Origin of the sequence: Sphingomonas sp. CD22 (genome assembly GCF_034556155.1) — a bacterium.
Lineage (GTDB): Bacteria > Pseudomonadota > Alphaproteobacteria > Sphingomonadales > Sphingomonadaceae > Sphingomonas.
Genome location: NZ_JAYDYX010000008.1, coordinates 151024 through 171705 on the forward strand (window position 1 = coordinate 151024; position 20682 = coordinate 171705).

At 68.5% G+C, this 20682-nt stretch carries 19 protein-coding genes; 9 read left to right on the forward strand and 10 right to left on the reverse strand.

Going from position 1 to position 20682, the window contains the following annotated elements; all coding sequences use genetic code 11:
* Window positions 1-2: 2 nt before the first annotated feature.
* From sufB to SFC76_RS16160, 6 genes are all read left to right on the forward strand, one after another.
* Window positions 3-1487: a Fe-S cluster assembly protein SufB gene (sufB, locus tag SFC76_RS16135; RefSeq protein ID WP_038661488.1), complete on the forward strand. Its 1485-nt coding sequence runs from the start codon at window positions 3-5 to the stop codon at window positions 1485-1487.
* Window positions 1488-1585: 98 nt separating this feature from the next.
* The gene (sufC, locus tag SFC76_RS16140; protein ID WP_322850425.1) at window positions 1586-2329 is read left to right on the forward strand and encodes a Fe-S cluster assembly ATPase SufC; all 744 of its coding nucleotides are present in this window, start codon (window positions 1586-1588) and stop codon (window positions 2327-2329) included.
* 412 nt (window positions 2330-2741) lie between these two features.
* Window positions 2742-3815: a SufD family Fe-S cluster assembly protein gene (locus SFC76_RS16145; RefSeq protein ID WP_322850426.1), complete on the forward strand. Its 1074-nt coding sequence runs from the start codon at window positions 2742-2744 to the stop codon at window positions 3813-3815.
* Complete coding sequence (locus SFC76_RS16150; RefSeq protein WP_322850427.1) at window positions 3812-5014, forward strand: cysteine desulfurase; 1203 nt, start codon at window positions 3812-3814, stop codon at window positions 5012-5014. The genes SFC76_RS16145 and SFC76_RS16150 overlap by 4 nt, the downstream gene beginning before the upstream one ends.
* A gap of 10 nt (window positions 5015-5024) precedes the next feature.
* Entirely contained in the window at window positions 5025-5483 is a 459-nt protein-coding gene (locus SFC76_RS16155; RefSeq protein WP_322850428.1) for an SUF system Fe-S cluster assembly protein, read from the forward strand.
* Entirely contained in the window at window positions 5483-5836 is a 354-nt protein-coding gene (locus SFC76_RS16160) for a HesB/IscA family protein (RefSeq protein WP_322850429.1), read from the forward strand. Before SFC76_RS16155 ends, SFC76_RS16160 begins: the two co-directional genes overlap by 1 nt.
* A gap of 46 nt (window positions 5837-5882) precedes the next feature.
* Here the strand turns inward: SFC76_RS16160 and SFC76_RS16165 are convergent, their stop codons facing one another.
* Window positions 5883-7034: an N-acetyltransferase gene (locus SFC76_RS16165; protein WP_322850430.1), complete on the reverse strand. Its 1152-nt coding sequence runs from the start codon at window positions 7032-7034 to the stop codon at window positions 5883-5885.
* Between the two features lie 144 nt (window positions 7035-7178).
* Here SFC76_RS16165 and SFC76_RS16170 point away from each other — a divergent pair, with 144 nt between their 5' ends.
* Both SFC76_RS16170 and SFC76_RS16175 read left to right on the forward strand, forming a co-directional pair.
* Window positions 7179-8282 carry a fatty acid desaturase gene (locus SFC76_RS16170; protein WP_322850431.1) on the forward strand — a complete coding sequence of 368 codons (1104 nt, stop codon included), beginning with the start codon at window positions 7179-7181 and terminating at the stop codon, window positions 8280-8282.
* Window positions 8283-8337: 55 nt separating this feature from the next.
* Window positions 8338-8877: a hypothetical protein gene (locus SFC76_RS16175; RefSeq protein WP_322850432.1), complete on the forward strand. Its 540-nt coding sequence runs from the start codon at window positions 8338-8340 to the stop codon at window positions 8875-8877.
* 283 nt (window positions 8878-9160) lie between these two features.
* Here the strand turns inward: SFC76_RS16175 and lptG are convergent, their stop codons facing one another.
* The 8 genes from lptG to obgE all read right to left on the reverse strand — a co-directional run bounded on the left by lptG (window position 9161) and on the right by obgE (window position 18634).
* Complete coding sequence (gene lptG / locus SFC76_RS16180) at window positions 9161-10252, reverse strand: LPS export ABC transporter permease LptG (RefSeq protein ID WP_322850433.1); 1092 nt, start codon at window positions 10250-10252, stop codon at window positions 9161-9163.
* The gene (lptF, locus tag SFC76_RS16185) at window positions 10249-11445 is read right to left on the reverse strand and encodes an LPS export ABC transporter permease LptF (protein ID WP_322850434.1); all 1197 of its coding nucleotides are present in this window, start codon (window positions 11443-11445) and stop codon (window positions 10249-10251) included. The genes lptG and lptF overlap by 4 nt, the downstream gene beginning before the upstream one ends.
* 80 nt (window positions 11446-11525) lie before the next feature.
* Window positions 11526-13406 (reverse strand): ATP-binding protein, encoded by a 1881-nt coding sequence (locus SFC76_RS16190; protein WP_322850467.1) that lies wholly within the window; start codon window positions 13404-13406, stop codon window positions 11526-11528.
* 144 nt (window positions 13407-13550) lie between these two features.
* On the reverse strand, window positions 13551-14825 hold the full coding sequence (gene spt / locus SFC76_RS16195; protein ID WP_322850435.1) for a serine palmitoyltransferase: 1275 nt from the start codon (window positions 14823-14825) through the stop codon (window positions 13551-13553).
* On the reverse strand, window positions 14822-15070 hold the full coding sequence (locus SFC76_RS16200; protein WP_322850436.1) for an acyl carrier protein: 249 nt from the start codon (window positions 15068-15070) through the stop codon (window positions 14822-14824). Before SFC76_RS16200 ends, spt begins: the two co-directional genes overlap by 4 nt.
* 42 nt (window positions 15071-15112) lie before the next feature.
* Window positions 15113-16015 carry an SDR family oxidoreductase gene (locus tag SFC76_RS16205; RefSeq protein ID WP_322850437.1) on the reverse strand — a complete coding sequence of 301 codons (903 nt, stop codon included), beginning with the start codon at window positions 16013-16015 and terminating at the stop codon, window positions 15113-15115.
* A 190-nt stretch (window positions 16016-16205) separates the two neighbouring features.
* A complete protein-coding gene (proB, locus tag SFC76_RS16210; RefSeq protein WP_322850438.1) occupies window positions 16206-17309 on the reverse strand; it encodes a glutamate 5-kinase in 1104 nt (367 codons plus the stop codon).
* Window positions 17310-17587: 278 nt separating this feature from the next.
* Window positions 17588-18634 (reverse strand): GTPase ObgE, encoded by a 1047-nt coding sequence (gene obgE, locus SFC76_RS16215; RefSeq protein ID WP_322850439.1) that lies wholly within the window; start codon window positions 18632-18634, stop codon window positions 17588-17590.
* A 122-nt stretch (window positions 18635-18756) separates the two neighbouring features.
* Between obgE and SFC76_RS16220 the strand changes: the two genes are divergently transcribed.
* Window positions 18757-19743, forward strand: coding sequence for a helix-turn-helix domain-containing protein (locus SFC76_RS16220; RefSeq protein WP_322850440.1), 987 nt, complete (start codon window positions 18757-18759; stop codon window positions 19741-19743).
* A gap of 326 nt (window positions 19744-20069) precedes the next feature.
* On the opposite strand, the gene SFC76_RS16225 is transcribed toward SFC76_RS16220, so the two are convergent.
* Window positions 20070-20654 carry a TetR family transcriptional regulator gene (locus SFC76_RS16225; RefSeq protein ID WP_322850468.1) on the reverse strand — a complete coding sequence of 195 codons (585 nt, stop codon included), beginning with the start codon at window positions 20652-20654 and terminating at the stop codon, window positions 20070-20072.
* Window positions 20655-20682: the final 28 nt, after the last annotated feature.

Sequence of the window (20682 nt, forward strand, 5' to 3'; positions counted from 1 at the left end):
CCATGGCGACCAAGAACGCAGAGGCCTATGCGGCCGTCTCCAAGACCTACGAATGGGGCTTTTCGTCCGATATCGAACAGGACTTCGCGCCCAAGGGGCTGAGCGAGGACACGGTTCGCTATATCAGCGCCAAGAAGAACGAGCCCGAATGGATGCTCGACTGGCGGCTGAAGGCGTTCCGCCTGTGGCAGACGATGGCGGCGCCGGATTGGGCGAAGCTCAACGTGCCCCCGATCGACTATCAGGACGCATATTATTACGCCGAGCCCAAGGCGAAGCCCAAATTGGGGTCGCTGGACGAGGTCGATCCCGAGATCCTGCGCGTCTACGAGAAGCTCGGCATTCCCATCGCCGAGCAGAAGATGCTCGCCGGGGTCGAGGATCTCGACGCCGAGGGCAATCCCAAGCGCCGCGTCGCGGTGGATGCGGTGTTCGACAGCGTGTCGGTCGCCACCACCTTCCGCAAGGAGCTGGAGGCCGCGGGCGTCATCTTCCGCTCGATCAGCGAGGCGATCCGCGAATATCCCGATCTCGTCCGCAAATGGCTGGGCAAGGTCGTGCCGCAGCGCGACAATTACTTCGCGACGCTCAATTCGGCGGTCTTTTCGGACGGCACCTTCGTCTACATTCCCGAGGGCGTGCGCTGCCCGATGGAGCTGTCGACCTATTTCCGGATCAATGCCGAGAATACCGGGCAGTTCGAGCGGACGCTGATCGTCGCCGACAAGGGGAGCTACGTCTCCTATCTCGAAGGCTGCACCGCGCCGATGCGCGACGAGAACCAGCTCCACGCCGCGGTGGTCGAGCTGGTCGCGCTCGACGATGCCGAGATCAAATATTCGACCGTGCAGAATTGGTATCCCGGCGACGAGAATGGCGTCGGCGGCATCTACAATTTCGTCACCAAGCGCGCGCTCTGTCAGGGCAGGAACAGCAAGGTGTCGTGGACGCAGGTCGAGACCGGTTCGGCGATCACCTGGAAATATCCGAGCTGCGTGCTGGCGGGCGAGAACAGCGTCGGCGAATTCTATTCGGTCGCGGTGACCAACAACCGCCAGCAGGCCGATACCGGCACCAAGATGATCCACCTGGGCAAGGGATCGCGCTCGACGATCGTGTCGAAGGGGATTTCGGCGGGCCGCTCGGACAATACCTATCGCGGGCTGGTGCGCGTCGGGCCGACCGCCGAGAACGTCCGCAACTTCACGCAGTGCGATTCGCTGCTGCTCGGCGACCAATGCGGTGCGCATACCGTGCCGTATATCGAGGTGAAGAACCCCTCGGCGCAGATCGAGCATGAGGCGACGACCTCGAAGATCAGCGAGGACCAGCTCTTCTACGCGATGAGCCGCGGGCTCGATCAGGAGGCGGCGGTGGCGCTGATCGTCAACGGCTTCGCGCGCGAGGTGCTGCAGCAATTGCCGATGGAGTTCGCCGTCGAGGCGCAGAAGCTGCTCGGGATCAGCCTCGAAGGCTCGGTAGGGTAAGATTGGGTGAGGGATGCGGGTGACGGTCTCGGTGAGACTTCCCCCTCCCCCAAACCCCTCCCCTGAAGGGGAGGGGCTTAAGGAAGAAGATCAGAACGATGCTCAAGATTGAAAACCTCCATGCCGAGATCGACGGCAAGCCGATCCTCAAGGGCCTGACCCTCGAGGTGAACGCCGGCGAGATCCATGCGATCATGGGGCCCAACGGCGCGGGCAAGTCGACGCTCGGCTATGTCCTCGGCGGCCGCCCCGGCTATGAGGTGACCGAAGGGTCGATCACCTTCGACGGGCAGGATCTGCTGGAGCTTGCTCCCAACGAGCGTGCCGCGGCGGGTGTGTTCCTCGGATTTCAATATCCGGTCGAGATCCCTGGCGTCAGCAACGTCCAGTTCCTGCGCGAGGCTTTGAACGCGCAACGCGGCGTGCGCGGCGAGAAGTCGCTGTCGGGCGCCGAATTCCTCAAGCTCGCGCGCGAAGAAGCGCGCAAGCTCGACATGGATGCCGAGATGCTCAAGCGCCCGGTCAACGTCGGCTTCTCGGGCGGCGAGAAGAAGCGCAACGAAATGGTCCAGATGGGCGTCGTGAACCCCAAGTTCGCGATCCTCGACGAGACGGACAGCGGCCTCGACATCGACGCGCTGCGCATCGTCGGCGACGGGATCAACCGCATCATGCGCGCGCCCGACAAGGCGGTGCTGTTGATTACCCATTACCAGCGGCTGCTCGATTACGTGCGGCCGGACGTCGTCCATGTGCTCGCCGACGGGCGTATCGTCCGCACCGGCGGTGCGGAGCTTGCGCACGAGCTGGAGCGCGAGGGCTATGCGGGGGTGACGGCGTGATTTTCGTTCACGCGAAGGCGCGAAGGCGCGAAGAGGGCGTGTCGCTTGGCATGCCGTCGGGTGTCCTCGATTCGGTTTTTGTTCGCGCGGAGGCGCGGAGGCGCGGAGATTGCGTTGTCGGGGCGATCCTGCCGGTCGCTTTCGCGGGCGCCCTAAATTCCTCCCTCGCGCAGCGGGGGAGGGGGACCGCGCCCGCAGGGCGTGGTGGAGGGGGCGTTTCCGCATACGCCGAGCTTACCGTATCCTCCCCCTCCGTCAGGCCTTCGGCCTGCCACAGTGTCGGGTCGCACATGCCCCCGGCATGTGCTTGGATTGCCGGGGGCAATCCAACCCGACACTCCCTGGCGGGGGAGGAATTGGGGATGCTTCGCGTCTTCGCGCCTTCGCGTGACATCATTCAGCGAGCCGCCGCATGACCGCCGTTCTCGAATTGCCCACCGCGCGCGAGGAAGCGTTCCGCTGGGCCGACATGCCCGCGTTGCAGGCCGCCCGCGCGCTGACGCCGCAGTCGGCGGCGGTGCCCGCGGCGATCCTGCCCGACGCGGCGCGACTGGTGTTCGTCGGCGGCTGTCTCGATCGTGATGCCAGCCGCCCCGGCGATCTCGCCATCACCGCGCAAACCGTCGGCAGCGACCACCCGCTCGGCCGCTATGCCTCGGGCGACGGCCACCGGATCACGCTCGCGCCGCGGACCGTCACCATGATCGAGATCGCCCGCGTCAATGCCGGCGAGGACAGCCAGACGCCGCTCGTCATCACGCTCGGCGAGGATGCCGTGTTGACGCTGGTCGAGAGCTTCACCGGCGCCGGCTGGACCAACACGCTGACCCGGTTCGAGCTGGGGCAGGGCGCGCGGGTGATGCGCGCCGTCCGCATCGTGCAGGACGCCGGCTTCGTCTCGACCCGCGACGAGGTGACGCTATCCGGGGCCGCCAGCTTCGTCTCGGTCGCGCTCGGCGCCACTGCGGCGGGGACGCGGCTCGACGCGGCGCTGACGCTGAACGGCGACGGCGCCTATGCCGAGCTTGGCGGTGCGCTGCTCACCCGCGACGATCAGCGGCAGGAATGCGCGGTGCGCGTCCGCCATGCCAAGCCCAACGGCCAGTCGCACCAGCTTTGGCGCGCGGTCGCGGCGGATCGCTCGACGGTCAGCCTCGCCGCCGCGGTCGAGGTGGCGCGCGATGCGCAGAAGACCGACGGCGAACAATCGCTGCGCGGCCTGCTGCTCCAGCGTACCGCGACGGTGAACCTCAAGCCCGAGCTGGAGATCTTCGCCGACGACGTGAAGTGCGCGCACGGCGCGACGGTCGGCGAACTCGACGCGCGCGCGCTCTTCTACATGCAGAGCCGCGGCATCCCCGCGGCCCGCGCCAAGGCGTTGCTGACGCGAGCGTTCGTCGCGGATGCGATCGACCGGATCGCGGACGAGACGGTGCGCGAGGTGTTCGCGGCGGATGCCGACGCGTGGCTGGAGCGGACGTCATGAGCGAATCCCCCCTCGATCGCGTCGCCGATTTTCCGGCGATCCCGGCGGGCTGGGCCTATCTCGACACCGCCGCGACCGCGCAGAAGCCGCAGGTCGTGATCGACGCGATCGCGCGCGCCTATGGCGAGACCTATGCGACCGTGCATCGCGGCGTCTATCAGCGGTCGGCCGACATGACCGTCGCCTATGAGGCGGCGCGCGCCAAGGTCGCGCGGTTCATCGGCGCGACCACGTCCGACGAGATCGTCTTCGTCCGCGGCGCGACCGAGGGGATCAACCTCGTCGCGCAATGCTGGGCGGCGACGCAGCTCAAGGCGGGCGACCGCATCCTGCTGTCGATGCTGGAGCATCACAGCAATATCGTGCCGTGGCAGATGGCCGCCGAGCGCGTCGGCGCGGCGATCGACGTGTTGCCGCTCACCGCCGACCAGCGCATCGACCTCGATGCGATGGAGCGGATGCTGACCCCGCAGCACCAATTGGTCGCGCTCGCGCACGTCTCGAACGTGCTCGGCTCGGTGCTCGATGCGAAGCGCGCGACCGATCTGGCGCATGGCGTGGGCGCGAAGATCCTGCTCGACGGCTGTCAGGCGGTGCCGCGGATCGCGGTGGACGTCGCGGCGATCGGCTGCGACTTCTACGTCTTCTCCGGCCACAAGCTTTATGGCCCGACCGGGATCGGCGTGCTCTGGGGCCGCGGCGACCTGCTGTCGCAGATGCCGCCCTATCAGGGCGGTGGTTCGATGATCGACCGCGTCACCTTCGCGCGCACCACGTATGCGCCGCCGCCGGGGCGGTTCGAGGCGGGGACGCCGCATATCGTCGGCGCGCTCGGCCTCGCCGCGGCGATCGATTATGTCGAGGGGATCGGGCTCGATCGCATCCACGCGCATGAAACCGCGCTGGTCCGCGATGCCCGTGCGGCGCTGGGCTCGCTCAACTCGGTCCGCCTGTTCGGGCCGGAGGACAGCGCCGGCATCGTCAGTTTCGCGGTCGAGGGGGTGCATCCGCACGACGTTGGCACCATCTTGGACGAGGGCCGGGTGGCGATCCGCGCCGGCCATCATTGCGCACAGCCGCTGATGGAGGTGCTGGGCGTCGACGCGACTGCGCGGGCGAGCTTCGCGGTCTACAACGGTCCGCAGGACATCGAGGCGCTGGTCAAGGGCGTCGAACGCGTAACTCGTATTTTTGGGTAGGGATTTTCGGATGAGCGATGCGATCCGTATCGAGGAAGTGGAGGCGGTGACGCCGGCGCCGCGCGCGCGTGTCGAGGACGTGGCGGACACTGCGCCGCGCGAACGCGATTACCTCACCGGCTTTCTCCAGCAGCAGCCGCAGGGCGATGCGCCGGGCGAGCCGGGCGGCGCGCTGTACGAGGCGGTGATCGACGCGCTCAAGGAGATCTACGATCCGGAGATCCCGGTGAACATCTACGATCTCGGCCTGATCTACGGCGTCGAGGTCGCGGACAACGGTCAGGCGGTGGTGACGATGACGCTCACCACGCCGCATTGCCCGGTCGCCGAATCGATGCCCGCCGAGGTCGAGATGCGCGTCGCCGCGGTGCCGGGGATCGCCTTCGCCGACGTCAATCTGGTCTGGGACCCGCCATGGGATCCGCAGAAGATGTCGGACGACGCCAAGCTCGAACTGGGGATGCTGTAATGGCCACGATCCTGCGCCAGCGGCCCGCGCCGCTGATCCTCACCGCCAACGCCGACGCGCGCATCGCTGACCTGATGGCGCGCGCGCCGGACGGGGCGATCGGGGTCAAGCTCTCGACGCCGCGGCGCGGCTGTTCGGGGCTCGCCTATTCGGTCGACTACGTCACCGAGGCCAAGCCGTTCGACGAGCGGATCGAGACGCCCGGCGGCACGTTGTTCGTCGACGGCGGGTCGATCCTGTATCTGGTCGGCTCGACGATGGACTGGGTCGAGGACGATTTCACCGCGGGCTTCGTGTTCAACAACCCCAATGCCAAGGGCGCCTGCGGCTGCGGGGAAAGCTTCACGGTCTGACCCGATCAGCTCCTCCCTCGCGCCGCGGGGAAGGAGCCGGCGGGGTCTACAGATCCCGCCCGTAGATGTTGTAGACCTTGTTGACGCGGCTATCGATCGTCTCGGCGATCGAGCGCATCCCCTGATTGTCGTCGAGGATCCAGCCGATCTCGCCGCGGCTCGCGCCGTAATGCTGGACCGAGGCGACGCGGATATATTCGATCATCATGAAGGCGAGCTGGCTCGCCATCCGCGACGCCTGCAATTCCTTGACGACGCCCATCAGCGGCACGCGCATCGTGCGCACCTTGGGCTTGCGTAACCACAGCAGCAGCTTGGCCCAGCCGAACGGCAGCAGCGACCCGTTGAGCGGCTTCAGCGGCTCGTTGAGATCGGGGAGCGTGATCATGAACGCTACCGGCTTGCCGTCGAGCTCGGCGATGCGGATCAGGTCGTTGAACACGATCGGTTTGAGCTTGACGCCGACGTCCTTGATCTCGGGCGGGGTGAGCGGCACGAAGCCCCAATTGTCGCTCCACGCATCGTTGAGGATCGACAGGATGATCGCCGCCTCCTCCTCGAACTTGCGCTTGTCGACCTCGCGGACGACGATGCGGGGATTGTTTTCGCCGGACCGGATGATCCGCTTCACGATCGGCGGGAATTCCTGCGTGATGTCAAGCTCATAGGTGAAGAGCTGCTTGACTTGCTGGTAGCCCGCGCGCTCGATCCAGCCCTGATATTCCGGCTTGGCGTGGCCCATCATGATCGTCGGCGCATGATCGAAGCCCTGGACGAGGAGACCGGGCTCTTCCCATACCGACTGCGAGATCGGACCCAGCGCCCGCGTCATGCCCTGTTCGCGCAGCCAGCCTTCCGCCTTGGCGAGGAGCGTGACGAAGATATCCTCGCGCTCCGCCTCCATCGATCCCCATTGGCCGACGCCCGGCCCGAAGCCCTGATCCGCCGGCATCGTCAGCGCGAGGGTGTCGATGTGGGCGGAGATGCGGCCGACGACGCGGCCGGCTTCGTGCGCCAGGAACAGTTGCACTTTTGCGTGGCTGTACCAGCCGTTCTTTTCCGGGGTGATCAGGCCGAGCGCCTCGCCCTTCAGCGGCGGCACCCAGGCGGGATCGTCCTTGTACAGCCGGAACGGCAGGTCGACGAACGCCTTGCGCTCGCGTTTCGTGGTGACGGGGGTGATCGTCAGGTCGCTCATGTCGGGCCTCCCATTTTGGCCCGCGATCTAGCACGCCGGCGCGACAAGGCGAGTGACGTTTCCGTCATCAGTGATCGATATGTTGCAGCGCCGCAGCGTCGACGGTGCCTGTAAATGCCACGCTACCGCCACTATCTTCATCCAATGGACCAAGCCATGGAACGCTCGCTGACCCTATCCCGCGCCCCCGTCGCCGAGGCCGCCGGGCGCGCGCCGCGTGTGCGCATCGCCGATGACAAGGCGATGCTGCGGGCGGCGGCGGAGGCGACGCGCGACCTGATCGCGCCGCGTCCCGGCATCTATTGGGCCGACCTGATCGGGTCGGTGATGGTCGGCTATGGCGCGCTGGTCGCGGCGGTCACGGTACAGGGGACCGGATGGGTGGTCCTCGCTGCCGTCGTGTCGGCGCTGGCCTTGTATCGCGCGCTGAGCTTTATCCATGAAATCAGTCACATGAAGCATAGTGCCGTGCCCCGCTTCCGCGGTGCGTGGAATGCGCTGGTCGGCGTGCCGATGCTGGTGCCGAGCTTCATGTACGAAGGCGTGCACAACCTCCATCACGCCAAGACGCGCTATGGCACGTCGGAGGATCCCGAATATCTGCCGCTCGCGCTGATGAAGCCGTGGACCCTGCCGGCGTTCGTGGTGATATCTGCGCTGGCGCCGCTCGGCCTGCTGATCCGCTATGCGATCCTGTCGCCGCTGTCGCTGCTGTCGCCCAAGTTCCGCACCATCGTGATGGAGCGTTATTCGGCGCTGGCGATCAATCCGTCGTTCCGCCGCCGCGCACCTGACGGCGAGGCGCGGACGATGTGGGACCGGGTGGAGACCGCGGCAAGCCTGTGGGCGATCGCGGTCGTCGTGCTCACCGCGACGGGCGTCTTCCCGCTGCGGAGCGTCGCGATAGCGCTGGCGATCGGGTCGGGCGTCGCGGTGGTCAATCAGGTCCGCACGCTTGTCGCGCATCTGTGGGAGAATGACGGCGAGCCGATGTCGGTGACCGCGCAATATCTCGATTCGGTCAACGTGCCGCCGCCCGCGCTGTTGCCGGCGTTGTGGGCGCCGGTCGGGCTGCGCTATCACGCGCTCCACCACCTGCTGCCGAGCCTGCCCTATCACGCGCTCGGCGAGGCGCATCGCCGGATCACCGCGGCGGTCGAGCACGGTTCGCCCTATCACAAGGCGAGCTATGCCGGTCTGCCGGGATTGGTGAACAAGATCGTCCGGAGCACGTTCCAACCCCGGTAACCACATGACTGCGCTATAATGGGGCAGGGCGGTTATCGAAGGCGGGGGTCGATAGATGGTCATATGGTCTGGCATCGTCGCCCTGCTCGCCGTTCCCGCCGCAGTGGCTGTCGAAGCCTTGCCGCCGGGTACGGTGACGCTCACCGTGGTGGATGACGGCAAGACCGACGGGCCCGAGGTTCCGGCGATCGCGGAGGCAGTCGGCGACGCGTTCAACACCGCCAATTACCTCGTCCTGCCTGCCACCGGCCCGAGCCGCTATCGCGCGCGGGTCGCGATCGTCCACGAGACGCGCGGTCTGGTCGGAGCGCCGGCCGGGACCAAGGGACCCGCCGCCAGCGTCGCCAATTGGGGGGCTGGCGTGCAGCTGTCGCTGCCGACCCAAAAGCAGGACCTGCGCGCGCTGATCGTGACGCGCATGACGATCACGCTCACCGCGTGGCGCGATGGTCGTACCTTGTGGACGGGCAGCGCGGTGACCGCGCAGGTCGGCGGCACACAGGCCAATGCGCCCGCCGTCGTCGGTGCGAAGCTGGCGGGCGCCTTGGTGTCGCGCATGCCGGCGGTGCTCGAGGGGCCGTTGTCGGTGCCCTGACGGCTGCGTCGGACGGGAAGAAGGTTGGTTCACGCGGAGGCGCGGAGGCGCGGAGATGTTGCGCTCGCCGCGTCAGCGGCTCTCCTACTAAAGCTCGCAATTATAGGACCACGTCCGCCCACGCGACACCTCTCCGCGCCTCCGCGCCTTCGCGTGCAATCATCACGTCACCCGTTGATGCTCCGATTGTCGAAGCTTGGCGCAAGACTCACTTGCCCTTCGACAGGCTCAGGGCGGACGGTCGGGGTGTGGGCAACTGCCACAATCAGCACCGCCAGCGTGCCTATTCCTCGGTGCGGATGAGGACTGCTTCGCCGATCAGCAGGAACAGCAGGAAGGGGGCCCAGGCGGCGAGGAAGGGCGGATAGGCGCCGAGGTTGCCCATCGCGAGCGCGAAATTGTCGGCGACGAAATAGGCGAAGCCGAGCGCCATGCCGATCACCGCACGTACGAACAATTGCCCCGACCGGGCGATGCCGAACGCCGCGACGGCGCCGAGCAGGGGCATCAGCACCGCGGACAGCGGGCTGGAGAATTTGTGCCAGAGTGTGCCTTCGAGCGCCTTGGTCGGCCGGCCGGCGTCGCGCAGGTCGCCGATCGCGGCGTGGAGCGCGGCGAAGTCGAGCCCGTCGGGATTGACCGTGCCGAGCGTGAACTGGTCGGGACGCACGCCCGGCGCGACCTTGACCGTGCCGAGGGTGCTGAGTTTGCCGGTGGCGACGTCGAAGCGCGTCGCCGGGCTGATCGCCCAGCCGTTGCCGGCGTGGCGGCCGCTCGGCGCCTTGATGATCGCGACCAGCTCGCCGCCGGTACGATCGTAGACGGTGACGTTGCCGAGCCGCACCTGTTCGCCGCGCCCGCGCACCTGCTGCACCGCGATCAGATCGTCGCCGTCGCGCACCCAGACGTTGGTCCGGTCGCCGCGGTCGATCGGCAGCGCGCCGTAATCGGCGTCCTTCCACTGGTCGAGCGTCGCGGTGGCGCGGCTGACGATCCGTTCGTTGAAGGCGAAGCTGAGCGCCGCGACGCCGAGGCTGGCGACGAGCAGCGGCGCCAGCACCTGATGCGCCGACAGCCCGCCGGCCTTCAACGCGATGACCTCGCTGTTCTGGTTCATCGTGATGAGCGTCAGGATCGTGCCGAGCAGGACGGAGAAGGGCAGCAGGAAGGCGGCGATCTGCGGCGCGCGCAGCCCGACATATTGCCACACCTGGTCCTGCGTATTGCCGGCATGCGCGAGGATTTGTCCCGATTCGCTGAGCAGATCGAGCGTCTGCAGGATCAGCAGCAGCGCGGCGAGCAGCCCGAAGGTTCGCACCAGGAACATCCGCCCCATGTAGATCGCGACGGTGCGCGACGGGAAGAAGCTGCTCATGCCGCGCGCTCCTTCTTGCGGCCGCGGCCGGGCAGATAGCGGGTGATGAGCTTGGCGAGCTTCGAGAAGGCGCGTTCGAGCGCGCCGATCGGTTGCCCGCCGGGGACATAGGCGATCTGATAATACATCCAGAGGATGATCCCGGCGAAGATGCAGAAGGGAACCCAGAGCGCGATCAGCGGATCGATCCGTCCGAGCTCGCCGATCGAGGCGGCATATTCGTTCACCTTGTGATAGGCGACGATCATCACGATCGCGAGGAACACGCCGAACCCCGAATTGGAGCGTTTGGGCGGCACGCCGAGCGCGATCGCGAGCAGCGGCAACAGGAACATCGTCGCCACCTCGACCAGGCGGAAGTGGAATTCGGAGCGGCTGCTGTCGCGCTGCTCGACGCTTTGCGCGCGATGGCCGAGCCTGGCGAGTTCGGGCAAGGTGAATTCGAGGTTGCGGCCGCCGCGCTGGCGGAAGTTCTCGTAGCGCGGCAGCGGGATCGGCAGATCGTGCGAGGTGAAGGTCAGCACCCGCGGCACGGTGAAATTGGGCGCCTTGTGGACGAGCGTGCCCTTGGTCAGGCGGAAGATGATCGTGTTGGGATCGTCGGTGGCGAGGAACTGGCCCGATTGCGCGGTGACCGAATAGCTGGTGCCCTTGTCGTTGTAATAGACGAAGATGCCGTCGAGCTTGCGGCCCTTGTCATGGCTCTGTTCGATGCGCAGCGTCATGCGGTCGCCGAAATGGGTGAATTCGCCGACCTTGATCGACGCGCCCAGCGCGCCGGTGCGTAGCTCGAAGCGGAGCTGTTCGTAATAATAGCGCGCCTTGGGCTGGACGAAGCCGACGATCGCGATGTTGAGCGCCGCCAGGATCAGCGCGTACATGAACGGCACGCGCAGCATCCGGGTGTAGCTCACCCCGACCGCGCGCAGCACGTCGAGTTCGGAATTGGCGGCGAGCCGGCGGAAGGCGAGCAGGATGCCGAGCAGCAGGCCGATGGGGATGCCCAGGCCGAGATATTCGGGCAGCAGATTGGCGAGCATGCGCCACACGACGCTGACCGGGCCGCCTTCGGTGGCGACGAACACGAACAGGCGCTGGATACGGTCGAGCACCAGCAGCATGGCGGCGATGGTCAGTGTCGAGAACAGCGGCAACGCGATCAGCCGGGCCATGTAGCGGTCGAGGGAAGTCATGCGGTCAGGGGCTCGGGCCGGGGCTGGGGACCGCCGGTATAGGCGCGGGTCGCGGCAACGTCAGCTAAAATTCCCGTGCCTCATTCGGCGGCTATCTGCTGCGGCGGGGCGGGGCGTTCGGTCGCCAGCGCCTTGCCGATCGCGCGTTCCAGGCCGCTCAGGGTAAACGGCTTGCGCAGCACCGGATGGCGGCCGAATTCGCTCGCATTCGCCTCGCCGGCAAAGCCGGTGACGAACAGCACCGCGATATGGGGGTAACGCGGCGCGAGACCGGCGATCATCTCCGGCCCGGTCTGCCCCGGCATCAGCACGTCCGAGATGATGAGGTCGATATCGTCGTGCCCGGCGAGCAGGGCTGGCGCCTTGAGCGGCGCGTCGCAGGCGACGGCGCGATGGCCCAGCTCCTCCAGCGCCATCATCGTCGCGGCGAGCACGCGCGGATCGTCCTCGACGACGAGCACGCGCAGCGCCTCGGCGAGCGGGGCGACGGTGACCGGCGCGGCGACTGCGGCGGGCGCGGCGGCGCCGGCGCTGGTGTCGCGCGGCAGATAGAGCGTGACGGTGGTGCCGCGCCCCGGCGCGGTCTCGATCGCGATGCCGCCGCGCAATTGCCGCACCAGCCCGAAGATCTGGCTGAGGCCGAGGCCGGTGCCCTTGCCCGCCGCCTTGGTGGTGAAGAAGGGTTCGTAGACGCGCTCGAGCACGTCGGGCGTCATGCCGGTGCCGGTATCGGTGACCGCGAGCGTGACATAGTCGCCGGCGCAGCAATCGTCGACATGATCGTCGGCGAGCGTCGCCGCGCCGGTCGCGATGACCAGCCGGCCGCGGCCGTTCATCGCGTCGCGCGCGTTGACCGCGAGGTTGAGCACCGCATTTTCGAGCTGCACGCGATCGGCGTGAACCTGCCAGCCGCGGGCGTCGTCGCGGACGACGACGGTGATCGCATCGCCGAGCGTCCGGTCGATCAGCTCGGACATGCCCGACACCAGGGCCGCCGCGGCGATCGGTTCGGGCTTGAGCGATTCCTCGCGGCTGAAGGCGAGCAGCCGCCGGGTCAGCGCCGCGGCGCGATTGGCGCCGTCGGTCGCACTGTCGAGGTGCCGCGCGACGATCGCCGGGTCATGACCGACCGCGCGCCGCGCCAGTTCGAGCCCGCCGAGGACCACCGCGAGCATATTGTTGAAATCGTGGGCGATGCCGCCGGTGAGCTGGCCGACCGCATCCATCTTCTGGATCTGGCGGACCTTGGCCTCCTGCACGCGCAATTCGTCGGTCGCCTTGGTCACCGCGGCGGCGAGTTCCTCGGCGCGTTCGCGTTCCTCCTCCGCCTCGGCGCGGGCGAGCGCGCGCTCGCCGACCGCGTGCAGCGTGAACCAGCCGAGCACCAGCGCACCGACGACGATCAGCACGCCGAAGATCGCGAGCACCGTCGCGATGCGGCTCGACCGGTCGACGGTGCGCATCGCGTCGGCGGTGCGCTGGTCGAGCAGCGCGCGTTCGCGGCTGATGATCTGGTCGAGCGTGGTATCGATCGCGGTCAGCGTCGGCGACTGGCGCGCCTTGTAATAGCGGGCGAGCGCCTGGCTGTTCTGGCCGTAGGTGGTGCTGAGCGCGGTCAGCGACAGCTCCTCGCCGCGCTGCTCGTAGGCGCCGCGCAGCCGGCGGACGCGGGCGCTCTGCTCCGGCGTGTCCATCGTCAGCCGTTCGAGCCGGCCGAGCTGCGATCCGGCGAGGCGCCACTGGTCGTAATAGAGCTGGCCCAGCTCCTTCTCGGCCTTGCCGCTGATGACGTAGCGGCCGAGCGACGCCTCGGAGCGGGCGATCGTGCCCGATACGGTGCGGGCGAGGATCATCACGTCGTAGCTGTGCGCCTGCGCCTGCAACGCGCGGTCGCGCTGGCGGTTGGCCTCGCCAAGCGTCACGATGAGCGCGACGAGCACCGCCGCGCCGAGCAGACCCATCACGACGAGCGTGATCGTCCGCCAGGTCGCGTCGCCCTCCAGGGTCCCTACGGAGACCGTTTCGGCGTCGTTGCGAGTCACGGTCGCGAGGCTAGTCCGTTTCCCGCCGCGTGGAAAGCCGCCGCGGCGTACGCCGCGGCAGGCTCAGCCGATCGCGCCCACGGCCTGTCCCGCGGCGCGGAACGCCGCCAGCACCGCGTCGAGCTGCGCTTCGCTATGCTCGGCGCACAAAGAGCAGCGCAGCAGGAAGGTGCCGGCGGGGGTCGCCGGCGGGCGCGCCATGTTGACGTAGACGCCGCCGTGCAGCAGCGCCTGCCACATCGTCACCGCCTGTTCCTGATCGTCGAGGATCACCGCGACGATGGCGCTGTCGGGCGCCGCGGTGCCGAGCCGGAAGCCCATCGCCTTGAGGCCGCCGTGCAGCTGGCGGGCGTTGGCCCAGAGCTGCGCGCGCTTGTCGTGCGCGGTCATCAACTTGCGGATCGACGCCGCCGCGGTCGCGACCACCGACGGCGGCAGCGAGGCGGTGAAGATATAGGGACGGCAGGCGAGGCGGATCGCCTCGAACTTCGGATGGTTCGACACGCAGAAGCCGCCGACGGTGCCGACCGATTTCGAGAAGGTGCCGACGACGAAATCGACGTCCGCCTCCAAGCCCTGATCCTCGTACACGCCGCGGCCGTTGGGGCCGTAGAAGCCCATCGAATGCGCCTCGTCGCTCAGCACCATCGCGTCGTGCTTCTTGGCGACCGCGACCATCTCGCGCAGCGGCGCGACGTCGCCGAGCATCGAATAGACGCCCTCGAGCACGACGAGCTTGCCCGCCTCCTTGGGCAGGCGGCCGAGCCGCTTGTCGAGATCCTCGACGCTGTTGTGGCGGAAGCGGACGATCTCGGCATTGCCCTGCTTGCAGCCGTCGTAGATCGAGGCGTGGCTGTCGGCGTCGAGGATGACGTATTCGCCCTTGCCGACCAGCGTCGAGATCATGCCGAGATTGGCCATGTAGCCGGTCGAGAAGACGATCGCGCCGGTCATGTCGTAGAAGTCGCGCAGCGCCTGCTCCGCGTCCATATGGTCGCGGAAGGTGCCGTTGAGCATGCGGCTGCCGTTGGTGCCCGAGCCGAATTGGTCGAGCGCGGCATGGCCGGCGGCGATGACGTCGGGGTCGAACGTCATCCCCATGTAATTGTAGGTACCGAGCAGGATCGTGTCGCGACCGGCGATCACCGCCTCGGTCGGGCTGTTCACCCGGTCCATCACGATCGCGAAGGGATCGGTGACGCCGGTGTCGATCAGCGCCTTGCGTTCGGCGATCAGGGGATCGAACTTGCTCATGAGGTCGCGCCCGGACACATTGGCAGGCGCGACCGGGGCGGGATCGAGGTCGAGCGTTTCGGACTGCAGGCCGGTCTCGGTCATGACTCGCCCTTCAGCTTGGCGACGGCATCGGCGAGCTGGCCGATCGTCTCGATTTCCGCCTGCATGTTCATTGTGATGATGATCTCGAACTCGTCCTCGATCGCGGCGACGAAGTCCATGACGGTGAGGCTGTCCCACTCCAGATCGCCCTGGAAGGTGGTCGCCTCGGTCAGCGCGACGCCTTTCTTGTTGAAGGGTTCGATCTGGGCCTTGATCGTGTCGAAGATCTGGGTGCGGTCGGTCATCATTCTTCCTGGATGGCGGCCAAATACGGCAGGGTTGCGGCGCTATAGCAATCCGTTGGCGCGATACCATCGCGCGGTTGCGGCGAGCCCCGCCTCCGGCGAGACGGATGGCGTCCACAGATCGGGCGGGGGGCGCAGCGCGGGGCGGGCGGTCCAGTCGGGATGGGCGAGATAGTTCGCGCGATCGGCGGTGAGCTTGGCGCCCGATCCGCGCAGCATCCTGTCGAGCTTCGCGCCGAGATGGAGGACCGCCTTGGGCAGGTGCAGCGCGAGCACGCGGCGGCGACCGACCGCGCGGGCGATCGCCTGCGCCATGGCAGCGTGGGTGAGGACGTGGCCGTCGTCGACCTCGTAGAGCGCGGGCGGCAAATCGTGAGTCGCGAGCGTCAGCAGCATGCGGGCGAGATCGTCGACCGCGACCAGCGACACCTTGCCCCGCGGCGGCAGCAGCGCGAGGCCAAGCGTCGCCGCGCGGAACAGGTCGCGCATCTCCATGTCGCCGGGGCCGTAGACGCCACTCGGGCGGACGATGCTCCAGGCAAGCGGGCTGGCCCGGACCAGCGATTCGGCTTCGGCTTTCGACCAGCCGTAATTGGACAGCGCGGGTTCGCGCGCTGACAGCGAGGAGACGTGGACGAAACGGCGGACGCCGGCGGCGGTCGCGGCGGCGAGCATCGCGCGCGTGCCGTCGATATTGCCGGCGACGAAGCCGGCGCGGTCGGGCGCGTTCACCACGCCGGCGACATGGACGACCGCGTCGACGCCGCTGGCGAGGGCGATCAGGCCGTCGGGCCGGTCGAGCGCGCCGTCGATCCAGACGACGCCATCGCGTTCGGGCCGTGGTCGGCGGGTGAGCGCGCGGACGTGATGACCGGCGGCGAGGGCCTGATCGAGCAGCGCGCCGCCGACGAACCCCGTCGCGCCGGTGATGGCGAGGGTCGTCATGAAGCGGCTCCTGCGATCGCGCCGGTTACACTCGCGGCCTCTACAAAGGGCGATTCGTGCTCCTGCGAAAGCAGCAGCCCAGGGGTTTCGAAGACGGACAGCGGTCGTCTGCTTGGCCCTGGGTTCCTGCTTTCGCAGGAACACTGGAATGGGCGGTGCGCCGGTCGGCCTCTCGAAGAGGCTGGCGATATCACAGCAGCGCCAGATGGTTGCGGTGGACCAGCGCGGCGCGCGGCGCGTAGCCCAAGATCGCCGCCTGATCCTCCGAGCGCGTGCCGAGCAGTCGTAGCGCCTCGTCCGCCGCATATTCCGACAGGCCGCGCGCGATCGTGCCGTCCGGCCCTTCGATCGTCACCAGGTCGCCGCGGCCGAACGTCCCCTCGACCCGCGTCGCGCCAGCGGCGAGCAGGCTGCCGCCCGCCACCAGCGCGCGTGCCGCACCCGCATCGACGTGGATGCGTCCGCGCGCGGTCAGCCCGCCCGCCAGCCACGCCTTGCGGGCCGGGGCGGCGCGTTCGGCGACGAAGAGCGTATGGCGCTGCGGTCCGGCGAGCGGATGGTCGCGCCGGCCGCTGGCGATCGCGAGATTGGCGCCGGCGCCGGTGGCGATTCGCGCCGCGGCGATCTTCGATACCATTCCACCCGAACCCATGCCCGACGCCGATCCCGCATCGGCCATGCCGGCGACCGCGTCGATCCGCTCGACCCGCGCTATATGCTGCGCATCGGGGTTGGTGTGCGGGTTGGCGTCGTACAGCCCGTCGACATCCGACAGCAGCACGACGCCCTGCGCCCCCGCCGCCTGCGCGACGCGCGCGGCGAGGCGGTCGTTGTCGCCGAAGCGGATTTCCTCGGTGGCGACGCTGTCGTTCTCGTTGATCACCGGCACCACGCCGAGCCCGAGCAGCCGGCCGAGCGTGGCGGCGGCGTTGAGATAGCGGCGGCGGTCCTCGAGATCGTCGAGCGTCACCAGCATCTGCGCGGCGGTGAGGCCGTGGTCGCCGAGCAGCTCCGCCCAGGTCTGGCTGAGCGCGATCTGGCCGGTCGCCGCGGCCGCCTGCGCGTCTTCGAGGCTGGCGCGACCGCCCTTGGCGAGTCCGAGTCGCCGCGCGCCGAGCGCGATCGCGCCCGACGAGACGATCGCGACCTGCTGGCCCTCGCGGGCGCGCGCGGCGATGTCGGCGACGAGCGTCGCGAGCCACGCGCGCCGCACCGCGCCGTCGGGCGCGACGAGCAACGCGGAGCCGACCTTGACGATCAGGCGCGGGCAGGTGGCGGGAGGGAAGAGGGGCATGGGGTGGGGGTCTAGCTTATATTAACCCGGCAAGTCCTCCCTCGCTTTAGCGGGGGAGGGGAACCGCCCGCGTCAGCGGGTGGTGGAGGGGGACGTTTCCGCAAACGCTAAGCTCACCGTATCCGCCCCCTCCGTCACCGCTTCGCGGCGCCACCTCCCCCTGACGGGGGAGGACTTCGACGGTGTTTGCACCATACGACCACGTTCGCCGTATCCTCCCCCTCCGACAGGCCTTCGGCCTGCCACCTCCCCCTGGCGGGGGAGGACTTGAACGGTGTTTACACCGGCGACCAGGTGATCTCGTCTTCGCCCTCGTCGTTGTCGGGGACCGTATCCGGGCCGGGGCCGATCGCCTCGAGCAATTTGTCGAGCACCCAGTCGACGCCGGTGCCCGCCGCGCCCGACAACGGGATCACGTCGGTGCCGCTCTCTTCCGCCAGTTCGGCGGACAGCGCCTCGATCAGTTCGTCGTCGAGCATGTCGATCTTGTTGAGCGCGACGACGTGCGGCTTGTCGACCAGCCCGCCGCCATAGGCCTCCAGCTCCTCGCGGACGATGCGGTAGCTTTCCGCGACGTCGTCGTCATTGGCGTCGACCAAATGCAGCAGCACGCGGCAGCGTTCGATATGGCCGAGGAACCGGTCGCCGATCCCGGCGCCGTCCGCCGCGCCCTCGATCAGGCCGGGGATGTCGGCGACGACGAATTCGCGGGCGTGATGGCGCACCACGCCGAGCTGGGGGCGGGTGGTGGTGAAGGCATATTCGCCGACCTTCGCCTGGGCGTTGGTCACCGCGTTGATGAAGGTCGACTTGCCGGCATTGGGCAGGCCGACGAGGCCGGCGTCGGCGAGCAGCTTGAGCCGCAGCCACACCCACGCCTCCTCATACGGCCAGCCGGTGCCGTGCTGGCGCGGCGCGCGGTTGGTCGAAGTCTTGTAGCTGGCATTGCCGCGGCCGCCGTCGCCGCCGCGCAGGAAGATCTCGCGCTGGCCGACGCGGGTGAAGTCGAGCAGCACCTCGTCCTTGTCCTCGGACAGGACCTGCGTGCCGACCGGAACCTTGATGACCAGATCGTCGCCGCCGCCGCCGGTACGGTTGCTGCCCGAGCCGCCCGAGCCGCGCGGGGCGCGGAAATGCTGCGTGTAGCGGAAGTCGATCAGCGTGTTGAGGCCGGCGACCGCTTCGAAGATGATGTCGCCGCCCTTGCCGCCGTTGCCGCCGTCGGGACCGCCATATTCGATGAATTTCTCGCGCCGGAAGCTGACGGCGCCGGGGCCGCCCGAGCCGGAGCGGACGAAGATCTTGGCCTGGTCGAGAAAATGCATGCCGCCTCTTTAGCGTCCCGGGCGGGAACGGCCACCCCCGCGGCGGCGGCGCCATCGCCGATCGCGGGCAACAAGATCATTGTGCGCGCATTTCCGCTGGCGCTAAAACCCCGCAGGTGACGATGCCGCGCGATTCCCTGCCCGCCCCCGGCGCCGAAAGACTGGCGTGGCAGCGCGTCTTCAGTTCGGACGGACTGCCGGCGACGCAGGGCTATGCCTGCTGGCGCGACGCCGATATCGCCGGCCTGTCGACGCGGTTCGACACGAAGCCGCACGAGCCCTTCACCGTCTCGATGGACTGGCTCGATCTCGGCACGATCGGGATCGGGCAGGCGCGGATCACGGCGCAGGACTGGGTGCGGCGGAGCGATACGATCGCGCGCGACCAGAGCGACGATCTGGTCGTCAACGTCCGGCACCAGGGCGGCGCGCGCGGCGACATGGCGGGCCGCGACCTCGTCGCGCCGGGCGGATCGATCGTGCTGGCCGACCTCGCGCAGACGCAGGCGCATGGATCGGACGCGTCGATCAGCACCGGCTTCACGCTGCCGCGCGCGATGGCGGAGCGGATGCTGCCGGGGTCGGTGCGCAGCCTGCACGGCCATGTCATCGCGCCGGAACAGGCGGCGCTGCTGGTCTCGCACCTCGCGACGTTGCGCGACACCGCCCATCATCTGCCGCTGACCAGCGGTCCGGCGCTGGCGCAGACCGTGCTCGACCTGTTCACCATCGTACTCTCCGCCAGCCTCGGCACCGTCCCGGCGGATACCGAACTGCACGAGCGCGGCCTGTCGTTCGAATTGCGCGAGACGATCGAGCGGCAATTGGGGTCGCCCTCGCTCAACACGACGCGGCTGAGCCGTGCGCTCGGCGTGTCGCGGTCGACGCTGTACCGGCTGTTGCAGGAGGAGGGCGGGGTGCAGGCCTATATCCGCACCCGTCGGCTGGCGCGCATCGCCGAAAGCCTGCGGACGGCGGGGGACCGGCAGACGATCGCGATGCTCGCCGAGCGCTGGGGGTTCTGCGACGCAGCCTATCTCGGCCGGGCGTTCCGCGAGGTCTATGGCATCACGCCGGGCGAATATCGCGCGCAGCACACGCTGGTCTAGGCAGCGGTAACCGCCGACCGGCGTCGCGACCCCCATCGCGACACCGATCGACGGCACCGTCAGGCAGATGCCTGGAGCATCCGCCTATCCGTACATCCTCCACCCGTGGCAGCGTGCCTTGATGCGGCCGCCGTCTTCTTTCGTCCGAGCCGGCGCCGTCGGCCGTCCGACCGGCCGTGGCGTCGTGCGGGCGATCGGCCGGTCGGGCGACCTGTCGGTCGCGCGATGTCGGCTGGCCGCGCCTCGTGTCGCTGTCCTACCGGGTCATCGCGCAGCGGTGCAGGGGCGGCGGCATTGACGCCGTGCCATGCGACATTGGCGATGGTTCAGCCGTCCGCCGCGAGCGGTGCGGCGAGCATCGTCGCGGCGAGCGCGCGGGCCCTGTCGCGCGGCAGGCCCAGAGTGCGCGCCATGGCCGCGCCCAGCAGCGCGTCGCCGAGCGCCATCAGCACCAGATGCAGCGTCTCGTCCTGGATCGGACGGCTGGCGGGTGCGACCCCCGCGGCGAGTTCCTCGACCAGCGCGCGCACCGCGGACAGGATCGGATCGAGCGCGTCGCGGTTGCCGGTCAGGATCATCCAGCTCGCCAGCGCGCCGGCGCCACCGCCGTCGAAAGCGTCGAACACCAGATCGACGAGCCGGCGCGGATCGGGCTCGGCCGGCCGGTCGAGCAGTAGCGCGTCGCGGATCGTCGCGGTGATCTCCTGCGTCATCCGCGCGATCAGCGCGAGTTGCAGCCCCGCGGCCGAGCCGAAATGGTGGAGCAGACTGGCGTGGGTCCGCCCGATCCGCCCGCCGACCGCCTTCAGCGTCACCGCCTGCGGGCCGGCCTCGATCAGCAGCGCCTGCGCGGCGGCGAGCGCCGCCTCGCGGGCGTCGGCGGGGGAGAGGCGCTTGCGGAGGGTTGCGATCGACAGGTCGGGAGCCTATTTACATGAA